An 18,826-nucleotide genomic window follows, 5' to 3' on the forward strand; every position below is an offset into this window, starting at 1 on the left:
TTCAGCAGCTGGCGTGCAGGTCGTAGGCCGTGACCGGACCCTGGAACCCCTTGAGCGTCAACGGTTCCAGCTGAGCCGCGGGGTGGTCGGGCAGCGCGTCGCGCACATCGCGCGCGGCCAGCACCTGGCCGGGCGCCGCGGCGCTGACCAGCCGCGCGGCCAGGTTGACGGGGGTACCGAAGTAGTCGCCTCCGATCGAGAGCACCAACCCGTACCCCAGGCCGGCCCGAACGCCCAACCCGCTCTCGCGGGCCCTCGGATACTCGACCAGGTCGGTCGCGACCTCGACGAGCTGCTCGGGGTCCGAGTTCACCCACATCACCTCGTCGCCGATGAACTTGACCACCCGGCCGCCGTCGCTGTGCACGACATCGCTCACCGCGCCGCTGAACTCGACCAGCAGATCCGACAGCTCCGTGGGGCTCAGCCGCTGGGTCAGCACCGTGAACCCCGACAGGTCGGCGAACCCGACGCCGCAGGTCACCATGGCCGACGCATCGTGGATGACGTCCTCGAAGTACGCCCTGGCACTGGTGATGTGGTGGCGCCACACCGAGTCCATCAGCGCCGAGATGCCGGGCACGAGCTCGGCGACCGAACGGTAGGCGCGCGCGGTGGTCAGTTCGTCATGGGTGTGCGTCATCAGCAGATCCGGCTGCGCGAGTCGGATCATCGTCCCGCTGGCCTCGGCCAGGCGCGCCATCGACGCACCGACGATCCGCAGGAAGTTGAGCGCGGCGTCGGGGCCCGTCACCGCGCTGACCGTCTGCCACGACGCCAGCGCGTCCACGTCGGCGCGGCTCAGCGCGGGCACGTCGGGTCCGGCGACGCGCAGACCGAGCGCCTGCCAGGCGTGGGCGAGATCGGCGAGCGGGACGCCGAGGTGCTCGGCGGCCACCCGCAGCGTGTAGGTGGGAGGTCCCGACCACTGCAGGACGTCGCCGGCCAGGCCGAAGAGCCGGCCGCGGCGTTCGGCCTCGACCATGTCCTCGGCGGAAAAGCCCAGCGAGTCGAGGTAGGCGATCAACCCGGCCCGCGCGTGGGCGTCGGCGATCCCGGCGGCTTGCAGCGCGTCGAGGTCGACCACCTGCACAAGTGTGCCAACTTCGCGGCCCCATTAGGGTGGATCGGCGTGACGCACGGTGAGATGAACGACGTGTCGAAGGGCCCGCTGGAAGACCGCCACCGCGAACTGGGTGCGAGCTTCGCCGAGTTCGGCGGCTGGCTGATGCCCGTTTCGTACGCGGGAACGGTCAGCGAGCACAACTCGACGCGCAACTCCGTCGGGCTGTTCGACGTCAGCCATCTGGGCAAGGCGTTGGTGCGCGGTCCCGGCGCCGCCGAGTACATCAATTCCGCGTTCACCAACGACCTGCACCGGATCGGCCCCGGCAAGGCGCAATACACGTTGTGCTGCAACGACTCCGGCGGAGTGATCGATGACCTGATCGCCTACTACGTCTCCGACGACGAGATCTTCCTGGTGCCCAACGCCGCCAACACCGCCGCGGTCGTCGAAGCGCTGCGCGAGCGCGCGCCTGCAGGCCTCACCATCACCGACGAACACCGGTCGTACGCGGTGCTCGCGGTTCAAGGACCGAGGTCCGCCGAGACGGTCGGCGGGTTGGGGCTGCCCACCGACATGGACTACATGGGCTACGCCGACGCCGAGTTCGCCGGCGTACCCGTGCGGGTCTGTCGCACCGGTTACACCGGCGAGCACGGCTATGAGCTGCTGCCGCCGTGGGACCGCGCGGGCGTGGTCTTCGACGCGCTGCTCGAGGCCGTCACGGCCGCAGGTGGTGAGCCTGCCGGACTGGGCGCCCGCGACACCCTGCGCACCGAGATGGGGTATCCGCTGCACGGCCACGAACTGTCGCCGGACTTCTCGCCGTTGCAGGCCCGTTGCGGGTGGGCCGTCGGCTGGCGCAAGGACGCGTTCTGGGGGCGCGATGCGTTGCTGGCCGAGAAGGAGGCCGGCCCGGCCCGGCTGCTGCGCGGTCTCAGGGCCGTCGGCCGGGGAGTGCTGCGGGCCGATCTCACCGTCCTCGACGGCGACCGGCCCGTGGGGGTGACGACATCGGGAACCTTCTCTCCCACATTGAAAGTCGGCATCGGGCTGGCCTTGATCGACACCGCGGCCGACATCGCCGACGGAGATCGCGTCGCGGTCGACGTCCGCGGCCGCGCGGTCGAGTGCGAGGTGGTCAAGCCCCCGTTCGTCGCGGCAAAAACCCGGTAGCGCGCGGATATACAATCGCTGCATGACTGACGGCCCCCTCGAGTTCACGGTTGAGCGCAACGCGAACCGGGCGAGCGACGAGGTACGGGCGTCGATCTTGGCCGATCCCGGGTTCGGCCGCTACCACACCGATCACATGGTCTCGATCGACTACCGGGAGGGCCGGGGCTGGCACGACGCGCGCGTGATCCCCTACGGTCCGATCGAACTCGACCCGTCGGCGATCGTGCTGCACTATGCGCAGGAGATCTTCGAGGGCCTCAAGGCGTACCGCTGGGCGGACGGCTCGGTCGTGTCGTTCCGGCCGGAGGCCAACGCGCGCAGACTGCGGACGTCGGCGCAGCGGCTGGCCATCCCGGAACTGCCCGACGATGTCTTCATCGAGTCGCTGCGCCAGCTCATCGCGGTCGACGAACAATGGGTGCCGCCCGCCGGGGGTGAGGAGTCGCTGTATCTGCGGCCGTTCGTGTTCGCCACCGAGCCCGGACTCGGTGTGCGGCCGGCGACCGAATACCGCTACATGGTCATCGCCTCACCGGCCGGCGCCTACTTCACCGGCGGCATCAAACCCGTCTCCGTGTGGCTGTCCACCGAATACGTGCGGGCCTGCCCGGGCGGGACCGGCGCCGCCAAGTTCGGCGGCAACTACGCCGCTTCGCTGCTCGCCCAGGCCCAGGCCGCCGACAACGACTGCGACCAGGTGGTGTGGTTGGACGCCGCCGAACGCCGCTACGTCGAGGAGATGGGCGGGATGAACCTGTTCTTCGTCTTCGGCAGCGGCGGGTCGGCACGGCTGGTCACTCCCGAGCTGAGTGGCTCGATCCTGCCCGGTGTGACCCGAGACTCGTTGCTGCAGTTGGCATCCGATGCTGGATTCGCGGTCGAGGAACGCAAGATCGACGTCGACGAGTGGCAGAAGAAGGCGGCCGCGGGCGAGATCACCGAGGTGTTCGCGTGCGGGACTGCCGCCGTCATCACCCCGGTCGGCACCGTCAAGCACGCCGAGGGCGAGTTCACCATCGCCGACGGCGGGCCGGGTGAGATCACGATGGCGCTGCGCGACACGTTGACCGGCATCCAGCGCGGCACGTTCGCCGATACGCACGGCTGGATGGCCCGACTCGGCTGAGCCGGACCACCCGCACCGCGCCGTCAGCCGATCAGGCTCTCGTGCTCGGGGCAGTAGGACGCGATCGACGCGCCGACGAAGAACGCCGAGTCCTCGAAGTCCAGCTTGGTGGCCTCGGACACCGCGTCGATCGCAGCGCTCAGGTCGCCGCCGTGGTCGATCACCGAGCAGGCGTCATGCGCGACGCTGATCGCCTCCGCGGCAGAGGGCGGCTTGATGCCCTGTTGGTTGATGACCTCGATGAACGTGTCGTCGACGGTGTTGGCCGGTGCGGCTGCCGCGGTCATGACCGCGGCGGTGCCCAGCGCGCCGACGGTGGCGGCGACGGCAACGGTGATGCGGCTGAGATCGAACATGTCACGGTTCCTTTCGATGGTGGGTCCCTCGCGGGTACCGAAAGGCTCCGACGTCGTCCTTGGCGGATTCTTGGCGACTTCTTGGAGCGGGGCTCAGGCGATGGCGAGCCCTAACGCCGTGATCGTCGTCGTCACCTCGATCGCGGCGCCGAGCACGTCGCCGGTGATCCCGCCGAAGCGCCGCACGCAGTGCGCGACGAGCGCCGCGCCGCACGCGAGTCCGGCGGCGACGGCCAGTGGTCCCTGCCAGGGCCGGGGGCCCGCGAATGCGGCCAGCCCGGCGACGGCGACGCTCCACGCGACGACGACGACCCAGGACTGGGTGCCCGCGACCCGGGCGCCCAGCGCGCTGCCCGCCGCGGCGGGCACGCCTCGACGGCACGCCAGCACCGCCGCGACCCGCCCGCACATGAGCGCCACCACCAGCCCGAGGGCGGTCAACCCGCCGAACGTGAAGGCCTGCGCCAGGATCGCCAAGACCACCGCGGCCACACCGAACGGACCTGCCGAGCCGTCGCGCATCACCTCCAGGGCGCGTTGCGGCGGACCGTAACAGCCCAAACCGTCGGCGGTGTCGGCGAGACCGTCGATGTGCAGGGCACGCGTCACCGCGACGACGACCGCCACCGCCAGCAGCCCGGCCAGCGCCCCGGGCCCGAATGCCCACGACGCCGCCCACACCGTGGCCGCCGCCAGGCCGCCGATCGCCGCACCGGCCACCGGCAACGCCGTCAAAGCACCCCGCCCGACCGCCGCCCCATTGCGAACCGGTGCGACGGTGCCGAACGCGAAAGCCCCTGTGATCGAACGGATCACGTGTTAGTCCTCCCGGTGCATACGCGTGATCCCGGCGTCGTCGAACGTCGCCATCGACGCCAGCGTGGCCACCGCCGCCCGCACGATCGGCAGTGCGACCGCTGCCCCGGTGCCCTCGCCGAGGCGCATGCGCATATCGACGATCGGCTCGAGTCCCAGCCGGTTCAGCGCCACCTCGTGGGCGGGTTCGGTGGACAGGTGCCCGGCCCGCCACCACTGTCGGGCACCGGGTGCCAGGCGTTCGGCCAGCAGCGCCGCCGCCGTCACCACCAGCCCGTCGAGCAGCACCGGCGTCCGCCGCACGGCGGCCTGCGCGCAGAATCCGGCGATCGCGGCCAGATCGGGCCCGGCGCAGATACGCAGCAGCGCAACGGGATCGGTGAGGCTGTTGCGACACCGGTACAGCGCGTCGCGGACCGCGGCGGCCTTGCGCGCCCAACCCGCGTCGTCGACACCGGTGCCTCTCCCGACCAACACGACCGGTTCGGTGTCCGTGAGCGCCGCGATCAAAGTGGTTGCCGGGGTGGTGTTTCCGATACCCATATCGCCGGCGATCAGCAGGTCGGCACCCGAGTCGACTTCGTCGTCGACGATGCGCCTGCCGGCCTCGAGTGCGGCGGTGACCTCATCGGCGCTCAACGCGTCTTCGACCGTGATGTCGCCGCTGCCCCGACGCACCTTGTGCGCGCCGATCGACGGCGAGTGCGGTTCGTCGGTGTCGACCGCGATGTCGACGACCCGCACGGTGGCGCCGGCGACCTCGGCGAGCACGTTGATCGCCGCGCCGCCGGCGTCGAAGGCGGCGACCATCTGCGCGGTGACGTCCGGCGGGTAGGCCGAAACCCCTGCCGAGGCGACGCCGTGGTCTCCGGCGAACACCACCACCCGCGGGCGCACAAGCGGCCGCGGGGGACACACCCCCTGACATGACGCGATCCACACCGCGAGCTCTTCCAGCCTGCCCAGGGATCCGGCGGGCTTGGCGAGTTGGTCCTGGCGCGCACGGGCGGCGGCGGCGGCCTCGGCGGCGGGTGGCTGGACGGCGGGGAAGTCGGTCACACCGGGTCCTTCACGGCCAGCGGCTGTCCGGCGATGACGAGCACGACCCGATCGCAGGCCGCGGCGAGCCGCTGGTTCAGCGATCCCAGCTCGTCGGCGAACCGGCGACCTGCCGTCGTCGCCGGAACGACCGTCAGCCCGACCTCGGGGCTGACGATCGCCAGCGGAGCGGGGAAGCCGCCGACAGCCTCGAGTAGGTCGTCGACGTCCGCGGCGACCGAGCCGCCGGTCCACGCGCCCGCCCGGTCCATCGCAGCGGTCAGCCATGAACCGATGTCGTCGACCAGCGTCGCGACGTGGTGTGCGCGCAATTGCTCTGTGACATCCGTGGTTTCGACGGTGGACCACCGATTCCGGCGTCGCGATCGGTGGGCGGCTACCCGGGCCGCCCACTCGTGGTCATCGGCGGGCGAGGGTCCGGTGGCCAGGTAGCACACCGGTTGCGCATCGGTCGCCTCCTCGGCGAGCGCGGCTTCGGCCCACTGCGACTTCCCCGACCGGATGCCGCCGAGCACCAGGGTGCGCACCGGGCTCAGGTGACCTTGTCGCCGCGGTTCACCTGCGGGCGCGGTGCGCGCATGCGACGCAGCTGCGAGGCGCGGCTGGCCGCGTAGAAACCGAGCTTCCACCCGCCTTCGGTGTTGTTCGGGAACTTCTCGTCGACCAGCCGGTTGACCCGGCGGCCGAGGACGAATCCGTCGATCACCATGATCAGCACCAGCACGAGCATCGCGGGGGACAGTAGGCGCTGCACCTGCACCGAGGGCACCGCGAGCATCACGAAGATCAGGCCGAGCGCCGAGGGCATGAACAGCCCGAGAACGTTTCGGCGGGCGTCCACCACGTCACGGACATAACGACGCACCGGTCCCTGGTCCCGGGGGAGCAGGTAGGCCTCTTCGCCGGCCATCATCCGCTCGCGGCGCTCGTTCATCTGCTCGCGGCGCGCCGCCTTCTCCTCGCGGCGCTCCTCACGGCTCATCTTGTTGCGCATTTCCTTGCGGCGGCGACGCGCTTCGGCGGCCGTCAGCGGGGCCGGTGCCACCGGGCCGCGCTTGCGGGCGGCCTGGGTGCGCTTGGGCGTGGGCCTGCCCTTGGGTGGGGTGGTGCCCGCGGGCCTGGCGGTGTCCTGTGCCCCCTCGGCGGTGTTCTCCGATACCTCGGCGCTCGACGCGTCGGCGGTCGGCTTGTCGTCTTTCTTGCGGCCCAGCAGCTTCACGCCTGCCAGGTTACTTCCGCCGCGAGGGGTGGCACTGCCTGGGGAGGAGGCCTGGGGACAGAACTCGGGAATAGCGTCGAGACGAGGTACCGTTGATTTGTACGCGCCACGACAATGAGGCCTACAGGAGACGTAATGACAGTTCAGGAAGAGTCGGCAGGAACCCCGGGGACGGCGACCGCCACCCACGGTGTGATCCTGACCGATGCCGCTGCCGCGAAGGCCAAGGCGCTGCTGGACCAGGAGGGCCGCGACGACCTCGCCCTGCGCATCGCCGTGCAGCCGGGTGGGTGCGCCGGACTGCGCTACAACCTGTTCTTCGACGACCGGTCGCTCGACGGTGACCTGTCCGCGGAATTCGGCGGCGTGAACCTGACGGTGGACCGGATGAGCGCACCGTATGTGCAGGGCGCGACCATCGACTTCGTCGACACGATCGAGAAGCAGGGGTTCACCATCGACAACCCCAACGCCACCGGCTCGTGCGCCTGCGGCGACTCCTTCAACTGATCTCCGACCCGGTCGGTCAGTACTGCCCCGAGGTGCGCGGCAGGTAGGAACACACCAGGATTTCGTTGTCTTCCGCCAACAGCTGAGCGACGGCCTGCTGTTCGCGGGTGTCGCTCTGTTCTCGGCGTGATCCGCCCGCAGGCGTCACCCGCATGGTGAACAGCACCTGAGCCTGGTGGGGCGAGGGCTGGACGATCTTGTCGATCGATATCACCTCGGCCTGCCTGTACTGCTTGCGGAACGCGTCGCCGGAGAGGCGCGCGAGCGCCAGGTCCGAGCGCTTCTCCTTCACCGCGTCGAAGAGCCCACACAGGGTGTGGCGGGCGACGGTCTCGTCGTCGCCGTTGGTCAGCGCGTCCAGGTAGTCCTGGATGGCGGCCGTAACCGAGGATTCGCTCAGCGCGTTCGAACCGGCCGGCTCCTCGTCACCACCCGCCATGGCGATGACCGCGACGACCGCCGCGACCAGCGCGAGCGCCACCACCACCGCCAGGACGATCGGCCACCGCTTCTTCTTGCGGTACGGCACCGGCGGCGGCAGCATGCCCGGGTACGCCGACGGCACATTCTCCGGATACGGAAGTGATTGCGGATACAGTTGCGGGCCGGTCGGTCCAGCGCCGTATTCGGGCGGGTACGGACCGGTCATAAATTTGCTCCCCCGAGATGTGGGTAGGAAGGTGCCTGTCTACAGTGCTGTCGTACGAGACTGGCATGTCTTTGTAGGCAGGTTAGCGCACGATAAATATCTAGGCGACTTAATCAAATGAAGGGTGTAGTTCGTGACAATTGCGGTGACCGGATCGATTGCAACCGACCACCTGATGCGGTTCCCCGGGAAATTCTCCGAACAGTTGCTGCCCGAACACCTGCAGAAAGTCTCGCTCAGCTTCCTCGTCGACGACCTCGTCGTACACCGCGGCGGCGTCGCGGGCAACATGGCCTTCGCCATCGGCGTGCTCGGTGGTGACGTCGCGCTGGTGGGCGCTGTCGGCCGCGACTTCGACGACTATCGCAGCTGGCTGGAGGCCGTCGGCGTCGACACCGAAAGCGTGCTGATCTCCGAGGACGCCTACACCGCGCGGTTCGTCTGCACCACCGACGAGGCCATGGCGCAGATCGCGTCGTTCTATCCGGGTGCGATGTCGGAGGCGCGCAACATCTCGCTGGCCGCGCTGACGAAGCGGATCGGGGAGCCCGAGCTGGTCATCATCGGCGCCAACGACCCCGAGGCGATGTTCCTGCACACCGAGGAGTGCCGCAAGCTCGGTCTGCCCTTCGCCGCCGACCCCTCCCAGCAGCTGGCGCGGCTGTCGGGGGAGGAGATCCGCAAGCTGATCGACGGCGCCACCTACCTGTTCACCAACGACTACGAATGGGATCTGCTGCTGCAGAAGTCCGGCTGGAGCGAGGCCCAGGTGATGAGCCAGATCGGGCTGCGCGTCACCACGCTCGGTCCCAAGGGCGTCGACGTGGTCAGCTCCGACGGCACCTTCATCCACGTCGGGGTGGTTCCGGAAAAGCACCAGGCCGATCCGACCGGTATCGGGGACGCGTTCCGGGCCGGCTTCCTGACCGGTCGCAGTGCCGGCCTGAGCCTGGAGCGTTCGGCGCAGCTCGCCTCGCTGGTGGCCGTGCTCGTGTTCGAGGCGCCCGGCCCGCAGGAATGGAGCTGGAACCGCGACGAGGCGATCCAGCGGCTCGGTGACGCCTACGGCGATGAAGCGGCCGAAGAGATCTCGCAGGCGCTCAAGTAGCTACAGCTGCACCGGGTAGGTCGGCTCGCCGATCTGCGGGGTGATGCTGTGCTCGACGAAGATCGCGTGCCACAGCATGAAGATCAGCACCGTCCACAACCGGCGGCTGTGATCGCTTGTGCCGTCGCGGTGTTCGTCGAGCATATTGCGGACGGTCGCGAGGTCGACCCACTCGCCCGCCTGCGACGAGTTGACCATTGAGTACGCCCAGTCCTGGAGTTCGCCGGCCCGCAGCCAGTGCCGGATCGGCACCGGGAAGCCCAGCTTGGGCCGGTTGAGCACGTGCTCGGGAACGATCGGCTCCAGCGCCCGCCGTAATGCGAATTTCGTTGTGGCCCTTGTGATCTTCTGGTCATACGGCAGTCGGGACGCGACGGCGAAAACTTCGGGGTCGAGGAAGGGCACCCGCAGTTCGAGCGAGTTCGCCATGGTCATCTTGTCGGCCTTGACCAGGATGTCGCCGCGCAGCCAGGTGAACAGGTCGACGTGTTGCATGCGCGCGACCGGGTCGGTGCCCTGCGACGCGGCGTACACCGGCGCGGTCACGTCGGTGTGCGTCCACTCCTGGCGGAACCCGGGCAACACCGCGCGCAGTTGCTCGTCGGAGAAGCTGCGCGCGTTGCCGTAGTAGCGCTCCTCGAGCGTGAGCGAACCGCGGTGCAGCAGGCTCTTGCCCCGCATACCCTCGGGCAGCGGTCGCGACGCCCGCCCCAGCGACCGTCGCACCGACCGCGGCAGGTACTCGAATGGCTTGAGCGACAACGGTTCCCGGTAGATGGTGTAGCCGCCGAACAATTCGTCGGCGCCCTCGCCGGAGAGCACCACCTTGACGTGTTTTCGGGCTTCCCGGGCGATGAAGAACAATGGCACCAGCGCCGGGTCGGCGACGGGTTCGTCCAGATACCAGACGATTTCGGGCAGCGCGGCGACGAACTCGGCCTGGCTGACGACCTTGGCCACATGCCTGGCGCCGATGGCCTCGGCCGAGGCGACCGCGACGTCGACCTCGGAGAAGCCCTCCCGCTCGAACCCGGTGGTGAACGTGATCAACCGCGGATTGTGCCGCATGGCCAGCGCGGCGATCGCCGTCGAGTCGATGCCGCCGGACAGGAACGCGCCAACGGTCACGTCGGCACGCATGTGCTTGGCGACCGAATCCTCGAGCACCGCGGTGATCTCGTCGTAGCGGTCCTGCTCACGGCCCTCGGCGAATGGCACAGCGGAGAAGCGCGGATGGAAGTAGCGGGTCACCACGAGTTCACCGCCCGGACGCACGCGCCCGTAGCTACCCGACTCCAGCCTCCGGATCCCGACGTGCAGGGTCTCGGGTTCGGGAACGTACTGCAGCACCGTGTAGTGCTGAACGGCCCGCTGATCGATGTCGAGGTCGAGGCCCAGCTCGTCGGCGAGTTCGAGCAGGCACTTCTTCTCGCTGCCCACCGCCGTGCCGCCCGGGCCGGTGGCCAGGTAGAGCGGTTTGATGCCGAACGGGTCGCGGGCACAGAACAGCTCACCGCCGACGGTGTCCCACAGCGCGAAGGCGAACATGCCGCGCAGCCGGGTCAGCGCATCGGTGCCCCAGTGGTGGTACGCCGCGATGATGGTCTCGCCGTCACCGTCGGTGTGAAACGTCACGCCGTGCCGGGCCGTCAGTTCCTCGCGTAGCTCGAGGTAGTTGTAGATCTCGCCGTTGAACACCAGCACGTAGCGGTCGGGCGAGTCCGGCGGACCCCACCGCAGGGGTTGGTGGCTGTGGGCGATGTCGATGATCGACAACCGGTTGAATCCGAGCACGACCCGGTCGTCCGACCACGTCCCGGGCTCGTCGGGGCCGCGATGACGCATCAGGTGCGACGCACCGGACACCGCGTCGATCAGCGCGGGGGAGACGTCAGCGGACGGGTCACGCACCAGGGCCAGCAGTCCGCACACGGCGCCAGTATGCCTAATCCCGAGGTGTGTTGAGACCTGCACCCGGGCGTGGTCTACGCTGCGTAGTATTCGCTCCGGAAATTGACCGCACCGCGGTCGCGCGTCACTGACTTCTAGGAGGCTCCAACGTGACACCTCGCGGGCTGAAGGCGGTGGCGCGAACCGCGTCGCTGGCGATCGTCCTGGGTGCTACGGCGTTGCTGCTCAGCGGTTGCAGCTGGTCGGAGGTGCTGGGCCTGGGATGGCCGAAGGGCATCACCCCCGAAGCGCACGTCAACCGCGAACTGTGGATCGGTTCGGTGATCGCCTCGCTGGTCGTGGGCGCGATCGTGTGGGGGCTCATCTTCTGGTCCTCGGCGTTTCACCGGGCCAAGAAGACCGACACCGAGTTGCCGCGCCAGTTCGGCTACAACATGCCGCTGGAACTGGTGCTGACCGTCATCCCGTTCCTGATCATCTCGGTGCTGTTCTACTTCACCGTGGTGGTGCAGGAGAGGATGCTGCACGAGGAGTCGAACCCCGAAGTCGTGGTCAGCGTCACCGCCTTCCAATGGAACTGGAAGTTCGGCTACAAGAACGTGAACTTCTCCGACGGCACCTTCACCTACGAGGGCGCCGACCCCGAGCGCGCGGCCGCCGTGGCGTCCGGCCCCGAGGGCCTGGAGGGTGAGCACGGCGGCGAGGAAGGTTCACACGACCCGGCGTTCGGCGTGATCGCCGGCAAGCACCCGCAGGACCGCTCGTACCTGGCGTTCGACAAGGTCGAGACGCTCGGCTCGTCCTCGGAGATCCCGGTGCTGGTGGTGCCGTCCGGCAAGCGCATCGAATTCCAGATCGCCTCGGCCGACGTCATCCACGGATTCTGGGTGCCGGAGTTCCTGTTCAAGCGCGACGTGATGCCCAACCCGCGGGCGAACAACTCCGACAACACCTTCCAGATCAGCGAGATCACCCAGACCGGGGCGTTCGTCGGGCGGTGCACCGAGATGTGCGGCACCTACCACGCGATGATGAACTTCGAACTGCGCGTGGTGGAGCCCAACGACTTCAAGGCGTATCTGCAGCAGCGCATCGACGGCAAGACCAACGCCCAGGCGCTGCAGGCCATCAACCAGCCACCGACCGCGGTCACCACGAAGCCGTTCGACACTCGTCGCGGTGAACTGGCGCCCCAGCTCACGCAGGCCAGCAAGTAGGGACACCACATGCATATCGAAGCCCGGCTGTTCGAGTTCCTGACCGCGTTCTTCGTCCTCGCCGCCATCGTCTACGCGGTGCTGACGGCGATGTTCCAGTACGGCGGCATCGAATGGGCAGGCACCACCGCGCTGGTGTTGACCGCCGGCCTGACCCTGATCACCGGCACCTTCTTCCGGTTCGTGGCACGACGCCTGGACACCCGGCCCGAAGACTACGAGGACGCCGAGATCAGCGACGGCGCCGGTGAGCTCGGCTTCTTCAGCCCGCACAGCTGGTGGCCGGTCATGATCGCGCTGTCGGCCTCGATCGCCGCGGTCGGTGTGGCGCTGTGGCTGCCGTGGCTCATCGTGGCCGGTGCGGCCTTCGTGATCACGACGGTCGCGGGCCTGACGTTCGAGTACTACACCGGCCCCGAGAAGCACTGACCCGTCGAATCTGCCACCGTGCCGAACGGCGCGGGCGGACAGGGCCTCAGCCAAGGTCACAATCGGACCACCACTTGCGTCGGGAACCGTGGCGGGTGATCACGCCCGGTTACGGGGTTGGGTAGTGTTGCCGAGGCACGGTCAGTCGCCGCCGCTGAGCCGGGAGTCTGTGGCGTGCCGCGCCGGTTGAGTAGTCGAGAAGGATAGGCGTACATGAGCGGGCCGAATCCCCCGGATGACGAAGGTTCGGATATCCAGGGTCGGGAGCCGGGTCAGGAACCGGGCCAGACCGGCGGTGAGCAGCCTGCGCCGGACAGCAGCGACACGGACTTCTACTCGCGGGCGTACTCGGCGCCGGAGTCCGAGCAGTTCACCGCGGGCCCGTACGTGCCGGCCGACTCGTCGCTGTACGACTACGACAACTACGAGCAGGCCGAGCCGGTCGACCAACCCGCACCGCCGCGGTGGCCGTGGGTCGTCGGCGTCGCGGCGATCATCGCGGCCATCGCGCTGGTGGTCTCCGTTTCGGTGTTGGTGACCCGCACCGACACCGACAGCCTCGCAGTACCGGAGACCTCGACCACGACCGTGGCGCCCCCGGTGCAGGACGAGATCACGACCACCACGCCGCCGCCACCGCCTCCGCCGCCTCCACCGACCGAAGAGCCACCGCCCCCGCCGCCCGAGACCGTGACGGTGACTCAGGAGCCGCCACCTCCGCCGCCCGCACCGGTCGAACCGCCACCGCCGCCGCCGGAGACCACGCCGCCGCCGGCGCCGCCACCACCCACGACGACCCGTTCGGGCCCGCGCCAGGTCACCTATTCGGTGACGGGAACCAAAGCACCGGGAGACATCATCACCGTGACCTATATCGACGCCTCGGGCCGTAGCCGGACCCAGCGCAACGTCTACATCCCGTGGTCGTTGACCGTGACGCCGATCTCGCAGTCCGAGGTCGGCTCGGTGCAGGCGTCGAGCCTGTTCCTGGTCAGCAGGCTGAACTGCTCGATCACCACGAGCGACGGCACCGTGCTGTCGTCGAACACCAACAACGCCGCACAGACCAGCTGCTGATGACATACGAAACCGACGCTTCGGGGCGCTCGCGGTTGACCCCCGCCCTGGACCCCAGCGAGCTCGACCGCACCGATCGCATTCTGCTCGGCTCATGCGCGGCGATCTGGCTGGTGGCCCTGGGTACCGGGGTCGCCGCGACGGTGGCGCTGGTGGACCTCGGGCGGGGGCCGACGGAGTCGTCCGGGGATACCGGGACGCCGTGGCTGCTCTACACCGTCATCGCGATCTCTGCGGTGGTGATCATCGGAGCGGTCCCGCTGCTGTTGCGCGCCCGACGGGACGCGCTGGCCGAATCACCGCAGCCGCAGGCCGCCGGGCCCGCGCCGGCCGCCTCACCGGCTCCCGGCCGGGCACGGCCGATTGACCCGACACCGCCCACCGAGAAGTTGCCCTACGCGGCGCCGCGCCAGGAGCGCACACTCGAGGCGCCGGAGCCCGCGTCCACCGCGGTGGAGCTGGTGTGGCTGCGTTGCGCGGTGGCGATCGCCTGCGCGATCGGCATCGCCATGGTGGCCATCGGTGTTGCCACCTATCTGATGGCGGTCGACAGCGATGTCGCGGCTTGGATCTTTTATGCGCTGACCGCTCTGGTCACCCTCGCGATGCCCGTCGTGCCGTGGTTCTACCTCAAAGAACTACGCGCCCTGCTCGATCAGCAGGGCGCGTAAGTCCTTCTTCGGTTCTTGCCGGCCGCCTCAGTGGTGGCCGTTGGACGAGTCGCCGTCGCGCGAGCCGTGTCCGTTCGACGGGCTGTTGCGCTCCTGGTGCTCGGCCAGCGCGGTGAGCGCTTTGCGCTCGCCGGCGTGCAGGGCCGCGGTGAGCGCCTCGTGCTCTTCGATCGGATCGGCCGTGAGGAAGCTGCCGGTGCCCGGCGCTCCGGCCGAGCCCAGCTTGTTCATCCGCTTCGGGATGGCAGCGCCCTGGTACTCCAACGGAATCGGATGACCGTGCTCGTCCACCGGACCGAGCGGCTGGTGCAACTCGATGTAGGCACCGTGCGGCAGCCGCTTGATGATGCCGGTCTCGATGCCGTGTTCGAGCACCTCCCGGTCGCTGCGCTGCAGGCCGACGGCCCACCGGTAGGCGATGTAGTAGACGATCGCGGGCAGCACCACCATGCCGATGCGGCCGATCCACGTCGTCGCGTTGAGCGAGATGTGGAATTTCAGCGCGATGATGTCGTTCATCGCACACAGCGTGAACAGCATGTACAGCGCGATCGCCGCCGACCCCAACGCGGTACGCACCGGGGCGTCACGCGGGCGCTGCAGCAGGTTGTGGTGCGCGGTGTCGCCGGTGAGCCTCTTCTCGATGTACGGGTAGGCGATCAGCAGCGTGAACACCAGGCCCATGAACAGGGCCACCCAGGTGGACGCCGGGACGGTGTAGTTGCCGAAGTAGAGCTCCCACGGCGGGAAGATACGCGCCACACCCTCGGTCCACATCATGTAGAAGTCCGGCTGGCTACCCGCCGACACTTGAGATGGCTTGTACGGCCCCAGGTTCCAGACCGGGTTGATCGTCAGTAGCCCACCCATCAGGCCGAGGATGCCGACCGTCATCGCGAAGAAGGCGCCCGACTTCACCGCGAACACCGGCATGACGCGCACGCCGACGACGTTGGTCTCGGTGCGGCCCGGGCCGGGGAACTGGGTGTGCTTCTGGAACCACACCAGGGCCAGGTGAAGCCCGATGAGCGCCAACATGATTCCCGGGATCAGCAGGATGTGCAGTGCGTACATCCTGGGAATCCAGTACCCGTCTTCGTTGCACATGTATCCGACGCCGCCGCAGGGGAAGTCGCCGCCGAACAGCGCCCAGTGCAACCAGGTGCCGATCACCGGCATGCCGAGCGAGATCGATGAGAGCGCGGCCCGCAGCCCGATGCCCGACAGCAGGTCGTCGGGCAACGAGTAGCCGAAGTAGCCCTCGAACATCGCCAGGATCAGCAGCAGCGCGCCGATCACCCAGTTCGCCTCACGCGGGCGCCGGAAGGCGCCGGTGAAGAAGATGCGGGCCAGGTGGACCATGATCGCCGCCGCGAACAGCAGTGCGGCCCAGTGGTGGATCTGACGGACGAACAACCCGCCGCGGACCTCGAAGCTGATGTCGAGCGTCGACGCGTACGCCTTCGACATCTGGACCCCGCGCAGCGGCTGGTAGACGCCGTTATAGGTGACCTCGGCCATCGACGGGTCGAAGAACAGCGTCAGGTACACGCCGGTGATCAGCAGCACGATGAAGCTGTAGAGCGCGATCTCGCCCAGCAGGAATGACCAGTGGGTCGGGAACACCTTGTTCAGCTGACGCCGCACCGCCGCCGACGGGTGATAGCGCGAATCGATGGCATTGCCCTGTGCCGCAGCGACTTCGGCGAGCTTCGGCGGCTTCGGCAGTGATGGACTCATACTGTTTTCCGTTCCCAGAAGGCCGGCCCGACGGGTTCGATGAAGTCGCCGTTGGCGACGAGATACCCGTCCTGGTCGATGGTGATGGGCAGCTGCGCCAACGCGCGCGCAGCCGGGCCGAATATGGGCTTGGCGAAGTGCAACGCGTCGAACTGAGACTGGTGGCACGGGCAGAGGATGCGATACGACTGCTGCTCGTAAAGCGACGAGGGGCAGCCCAGGTGAGAGCAGACCTTGGTGTAGGCGAACAGATCCCCGAAGTTGAAGCTCTCCTGACCCTTGCGCTTGACCACCCGCGGCAGGTCCTGCGCCTTGATCCTGATCAGCATGACGGGATTGCGCACGCCCATCGCGATCTCGGCGAGGTGGTGGTGCGACTCGACAGTGGTTCCGTCGCCGTCGGATTCGCGCCACGGGAACACCGTCTCCATGCCGCCGGCGTCGATGTCCTCGGGCCGCATCTTGACGAAGGTGCCGGTGCCGGTGGAACGGGCCAAGAAGATCGTCTCGCCCTGGTATCGCGGCGTCCAGCCGGACGTCCACAGCACGGCCTTCTTGCCGTCGGCGGTCTGCACAACCGGCTTCCACGGGTTCTTGATCAGACCGCCCGCGAACGCCACCAGCGTGCCGAGGCCGAATGCGCCGAGGCCGATGCCCAGCGAGAGGCCGACCAGCTTGCGCCGCTTGATCGTCGAGCCTTCGAGGGCGTCGGTCAGGTTCGCCACGACCGTCTTGCGGTGGATCTCGGGGGAGGCGCCGTCATGGCGTTCCTGGATCGAGATCTCCTCGGGGATGAACTTCTTCTGGTACAGCACCGCGCCGATGCCGATCGCCAGGATCGACAGCCCGAACGTCAACCCGTACAGCGGCGTGGTCAGGCTGAACAGGAACTCGCCCTCGGAGCCGTAGGGCACGTACTCCCACGGCCAGAACAGGAACACCAACAGCAGCGCCAGGCCCGAGAAACCGCCCAGCAGAAGCCAGTACGAGACCACGCGGCTGGCGCGCTTCTCGGCCTTGGTGTCGGGGACCGGCCAGCGGTCCTCCTTGTAGACGATCTCGACGCCGTCGAGTTTGCCGCCGAGTTCGACCAGCTCCTCGCGTGACATCGCCGCCAGTTCGGCGTCCGTGGGCTGACCCGGAACACCGGCCTGACCGGGTGCGTCGGTGCCCTTGGGGGTGTTCTCGGTGCCGTTGCCCGGCTCGCTCATGCTCGCGCTCCGATCCACAGGGCCGCGGCGATGACGGCCACCATGCCGATGATCCAGGCCGCCATGCCCTCGGGCGCCGGGCCGAACCCGCCGAGGCCGTAGCCGCCGTAGCTCGGTGCCTCCGCCGACTCGCGGACGTAGGCCACGATGTCGCGCTTCTCATCCGGCGACAGCTGCCGGTCCGAGAACTTCGGCATGTTCTGCGGGCCGGTGAGCATCGCGGTGTAGATCTGCGCGGGCGTGGCGTCGCCGAGGTCGGGCGCGTACTTGCCCGACGACAGGGCGCCGCCCTTGCCGGTGAAGTTGTGACACGACGCGCAGTTCAACCGGAACAGGTCACCACCACGGGCGACGTTATCGCCCAGCAGCGACTCCTGTGCGACGCGTCCGTTGTCGTCGCGCGGGACGACCGGGCCGCCGCCGTTGGCCTGCACGTAGGCGCCGAGCGCGTCGGTCTGCGCCTCGTCGAACAGCGGGGGCTTGGCCGGGGCCTGGGCCTCACCGCGCATCGCGGGCATGCGGCCGGTGGAGACCTGGAAGTAGACCGCCGCCTCGCCGACGCCGATCAGGCTGGGGCCGCGGTCCGGCACACCTTGGAGGTTGACGCCGTGGCAGGTCACGCAGGAGGTGTCGAACAGCTGCTTACCCGTGCGCAACAGCGCCGACTGCGATTCGTCGGCGACCGCGACCTGCGGTGTGGGCGTCAGCGTGGCGGCCAGACCACCGGCGACGCCCAATCCGAGCAGCAGCAGCACAGCACCTGACAGGCGCCGGCGTAGCCGACGGCGCGACTTGTCGGTCATCGAACTCCTTCTCATCGGATCGATCGGCACGACAAGCCGATCAACGGACACATCGGCGAGCCGATCATCTTACGAAGTAAATGACGGCGAACAGGGCGATCCAGACGATGTCGACGAAGTGCCAGTAGTACGACACCACGATCGCGGCGGTGGCCTGCGCCGGAGTGAACTTACTCATCCGGGTTCGGGCCAACAGGATGAGGAAGGCGACAAGGCCGCCGATCACGTGCAGGCCGTGGAAACCGGTGGCCAGATAGAACACCGAACCGTAGGCGCTGCTGGAGATGGTGGTGCCGTGCTTGACCAGTTCGATGTACTCGTAGCCCTGGCCGAGGACGAAGAACAGCCCCATCGCGAAGGTGAGGGTGTACCAGCGGCGCAGCCCGAACACGTCACCGCGTTCGGCGGCGAACACGCCCATCTGGCAGGTGAACGACGACGCGATCAACACCAGCGTCACCGGCACCGCCTGCATGAGGTTCAGCTCCGTCGGCGGCGGCGGCCATTCGCCCGCCGCCTGCGAACGCGCGGTGAAGTACATCGCGAACAGGCCAGCGAAGAACATCAGCTCGCTGGACAGCCAGACGATGGTGCCGACACTGACCATGTTCGGCCGGTTCAGCGAATGTACTCGCGACGTGATTGCGGTTCCCGAGGTCCCTACAGCGCTCGTCACAGG

General features: G+C 68.4%; 20 protein-coding genes. 8 read left to right on the forward strand and 12 right to left on the reverse strand.

The features are described from left to right. Nucleotide 1: 1 nt before the first annotated feature. Nucleotides 2-1,087: an adenylate/guanylate cyclase domain-containing protein gene (locus RMCN_RS11115; RefSeq protein ID WP_067389117.1), complete on the reverse strand. Its 1,086-nt coding sequence runs from the start codon at nt 1,085-1,087 to the stop codon at nt 2-4. 60 nt (nt 1,088-1,147) lie between these two features. Here RMCN_RS11115 and gcvT point away from each other — a divergent pair, with 60 nt between their 5' ends. Next, nucleotides 1,148-2,242: a glycine cleavage system aminomethyltransferase GcvT gene (gcvT, locus tag RMCN_RS11120; protein WP_067389483.1), complete on the forward strand. Its 1,095-nt coding sequence runs from the start codon at nt 1,148-1,150 to the stop codon at nt 2,240-2,242. A gap of 22 nt (nt 2,243-2,264) precedes the next feature. Continuing rightward, nucleotides 2,265-3,371, forward strand: coding sequence for a branched-chain amino acid aminotransferase (locus RMCN_RS11125; RefSeq protein ID WP_067389119.1), 1,107 nt, complete (start codon nt 2,265-2,267; stop codon nt 3,369-3,371). 23 nt (nt 3,372-3,394) lie between these two features. Here the strand turns inward: RMCN_RS11125 and RMCN_RS11130 are convergent, their stop codons facing one another. The 5 genes from RMCN_RS11130 to RMCN_RS11150 all read right to left on the reverse strand — a co-directional run bounded on the left by RMCN_RS11130 (nt 3,395) and on the right by RMCN_RS11150 (nt 6,821). Next, on the reverse strand, nt 3,395-3,727 hold the full coding sequence (locus tag RMCN_RS11130) for a DUF732 domain-containing protein (RefSeq protein ID WP_064416403.1): 333 nt from the start codon (nt 3,725-3,727) through the stop codon (nt 3,395-3,397). A gap of 93 nt (nt 3,728-3,820) precedes the next feature. Further along, complete coding sequence (locus tag RMCN_RS11135; RefSeq protein ID WP_067389121.1) at nt 3,821-4,543, reverse strand: adenosylcobinamide-GDP ribazoletransferase; 723 nt, start codon at nt 4,541-4,543, stop codon at nt 3,821-3,823. 3 nt (nt 4,544-4,546) lie between these two features. Beyond that, nucleotides 4,547-5,602, reverse strand: a complete 1,056-nt coding sequence (cobT, locus tag RMCN_RS11140; protein WP_067389123.1) for a nicotinate-nucleotide--dimethylbenzimidazole phosphoribosyltransferase — start codon at nt 5,600-5,602, stop codon at nt 4,547-4,549. Next, on the reverse strand, nt 5,599-6,129 hold the full coding sequence (locus tag RMCN_RS11145) for a bifunctional adenosylcobinamide kinase/adenosylcobinamide-phosphate guanylyltransferase (protein WP_067389125.1): 531 nt from the start codon (nt 6,127-6,129) through the stop codon (nt 5,599-5,601). Before RMCN_RS11145 ends, cobT begins: the two co-directional genes overlap by 4 nt. A gap of 5 nt (nt 6,130-6,134) precedes the next feature. Further along, on the reverse strand, nt 6,135-6,821 hold the full coding sequence (locus RMCN_RS11150; RefSeq protein WP_067389127.1) for a DUF3043 domain-containing protein: 687 nt from the start codon (nt 6,819-6,821) through the stop codon (nt 6,135-6,137). A gap of 135 nt (nt 6,822-6,956) precedes the next feature. Between RMCN_RS11150 and RMCN_RS11155 the strand changes: the two genes are divergently transcribed. Beyond that, the gene (locus RMCN_RS11155; RefSeq protein WP_064349908.1) at nt 6,957-7,331 is read left to right on the forward strand and encodes a HesB/IscA family protein; all 375 of its coding nucleotides are present in this window, start codon (nt 6,957-6,959) and stop codon (nt 7,329-7,331) included. A 16-nt stretch (nt 7,332-7,347) separates the two neighbouring features. On the opposite strand, the gene RMCN_RS11160 is transcribed toward RMCN_RS11155, so the two are convergent. Continuing rightward, the gene (locus RMCN_RS11160) at nt 7,348-7,980 is read right to left on the reverse strand and encodes an Rv0361 family membrane protein (RefSeq protein WP_067389129.1); all 633 of its coding nucleotides are present in this window, start codon (nt 7,978-7,980) and stop codon (nt 7,348-7,350) included. Between the two features lie 133 nt (nt 7,981-8,113). Between RMCN_RS11160 and RMCN_RS11165 the strand changes: the two genes are divergently transcribed. Continuing rightward, nucleotides 8,114-9,088: a carbohydrate kinase family protein gene (locus RMCN_RS11165; RefSeq protein WP_067389132.1), complete on the forward strand. Its 975-nt coding sequence runs from the start codon at nt 8,114-8,116 to the stop codon at nt 9,086-9,088. Here the strand turns inward: RMCN_RS11165 and asnB are convergent, their stop codons facing one another. Continuing rightward, nucleotides 9,089-11,020 (reverse strand): asparagine synthase (glutamine-hydrolyzing), encoded by a 1,932-nt coding sequence (asnB, locus tag RMCN_RS11170; protein WP_067389134.1) that lies wholly within the window; start codon nt 11,018-11,020, stop codon nt 9,089-9,091. Nucleotides 11,021-11,148: 128 nt separating this feature from the next. Here asnB and ctaC point away from each other — a divergent pair, with 128 nt between their 5' ends. The 4 genes from ctaC (at nt 11,149) to RMCN_RS11190 (ending at nt 14,393) form a co-directional block, all read left to right on the forward strand. Beyond that, a complete protein-coding gene (gene ctaC / locus RMCN_RS11175; protein WP_064416395.1) occupies nt 11,149-12,216 on the forward strand; it encodes an aa3-type cytochrome oxidase subunit II in 1,068 nt (355 codons plus the stop codon). A 9-nt stretch (nt 12,217-12,225) separates the two neighbouring features. Next, nucleotides 12,226-12,645, forward strand: a complete 420-nt coding sequence (locus tag RMCN_RS11180; protein ID WP_064416394.1) for a cytochrome c oxidase subunit 4 — start codon at nt 12,226-12,228, stop codon at nt 12,643-12,645. A gap of 213 nt (nt 12,646-12,858) precedes the next feature. Further along, nucleotides 12,859-13,722 carry an MmpS family transport accessory protein gene (locus RMCN_RS11185; protein ID WP_064416393.1) on the forward strand — a complete coding sequence of 288 codons (864 nt, stop codon included), beginning with the start codon at nt 12,859-12,861 and terminating at the stop codon, nt 13,720-13,722. Further along, entirely contained in the window at nt 13,722-14,393 is a 672-nt protein-coding gene (locus RMCN_RS11190; RefSeq protein WP_067389137.1) for a DUF2561 family protein, read from the forward strand. Before RMCN_RS11185 ends, RMCN_RS11190 begins: the two co-directional genes overlap by 1 nt. Nucleotides 14,394-14,420: 27 nt before the next feature. Here RMCN_RS11190 and qcrB read toward each other — a convergent pair whose 3' ends face one another. The 4 genes from qcrB to ctaE form a co-directional block, all read right to left on the reverse strand. Next, nucleotides 14,421-16,133 carry a cytochrome bc1 complex cytochrome b subunit gene (gene qcrB / locus RMCN_RS11195; RefSeq protein WP_067389139.1) on the reverse strand — a complete coding sequence of 571 codons (1,713 nt, stop codon included), beginning with the start codon at nt 16,131-16,133 and terminating at the stop codon, nt 14,421-14,423. Beyond that, complete coding sequence (gene qcrA, locus RMCN_RS11200) at nt 16,130-17,344, reverse strand: cytochrome bc1 complex Rieske iron-sulfur subunit (RefSeq protein WP_064416390.1); 1,215 nt, start codon at nt 17,342-17,344, stop codon at nt 16,130-16,132. The genes qcrB and qcrA overlap by 4 nt, the downstream gene beginning before the upstream one ends. Further along, on the reverse strand, nt 17,341-18,147 hold the full coding sequence (gene qcrC / locus RMCN_RS11205; protein ID WP_067389141.1) for a cytochrome bc1 complex diheme cytochrome c subunit: 807 nt from the start codon (nt 18,145-18,147) through the stop codon (nt 17,341-17,343). The genes qcrA and qcrC overlap by 4 nt, the downstream gene beginning before the upstream one ends. Before the next feature lie 64 nt (nt 18,148-18,211). Continuing rightward, nucleotides 18,212-18,823, reverse strand: a complete 612-nt coding sequence (gene ctaE / locus RMCN_RS11210) for an aa3-type cytochrome oxidase subunit III (protein WP_066842775.1) — start codon at nt 18,821-18,823, stop codon at nt 18,212-18,214. Nucleotides 18,824-18,826 lie beyond the last annotated feature (3 nt).

This window comes from Mycolicibacterium novocastrense (assembly GCF_001570485.1).
GTDB classification, from domain to species: domain Bacteria; phylum Actinomycetota; class Actinomycetes; order Mycobacteriales; family Mycobacteriaceae; genus Mycobacterium; species Mycobacterium novocastrense.

Bases quoted from the DNA above. Each gene is read 5' to 3' on its own strand.
- gcvT (WP_067389483.1), top strand. From the start codon at position 1,148: ATGAACGACGTGTCGAAGGGCCCGCTGGAAGACCGCCACCGCGAACTG.
- RMCN_RS11125 (WP_067389119.1), top strand. From the start codon at position 2,265: ATGACTGACGGCCCCCTCGAGTTCACGGTTGAGCGCAACGCGAACCGG.
- RMCN_RS11130 (WP_064416403.1), bottom strand. From the start codon at position 3,727: ATGTTCGATCTCAGCCGCATCACCGTTGCCGTCGCCGCCACCGTCGGC.
- RMCN_RS11155 (WP_064349908.1), top strand. From the start codon at position 6,957: ATGACAGTTCAGGAAGAGTCGGCAGGAACCCCGGGGACGGCGACCGCC.
- RMCN_RS11160 (WP_067389129.1), bottom strand. From the start codon at position 7,980: ATGACCGGTCCGTACCCGCCCGAATACGGCGCTGGACCGACCGGCCCG.
- RMCN_RS11180 (WP_064416394.1), top strand. From the start codon at position 12,226: ATGCATATCGAAGCCCGGCTGTTCGAGTTCCTGACCGCGTTCTTCGTC.
- RMCN_RS11185 (WP_064416393.1), top strand. From the start codon at position 12,859: ATGAGCGGGCCGAATCCCCCGGATGACGAAGGTTCGGATATCCAGGGT.
- RMCN_RS11190 (WP_067389137.1), top strand. From the start codon at position 13,722: ATGACATACGAAACCGACGCTTCGGGGCGCTCGCGGTTGACCCCCGCC.
- qcrB (WP_067389139.1), bottom strand. From the start codon at position 16,133: ATGAGTCCATCACTGCCGAAGCCGCCGAAGCTCGCCGAAGTCGCTGCG.
- qcrA (WP_064416390.1), bottom strand. From the start codon at position 17,344: ATGAGCGAGCCGGGCAACGGCACCGAGAACACCCCCAAGGGCACCGAC.
- qcrC (WP_067389141.1), bottom strand. From the start codon at position 18,147: ATGACCGACAAGTCGCGCCGTCGGCTACGCCGGCGCCTGTCAGGTGCT.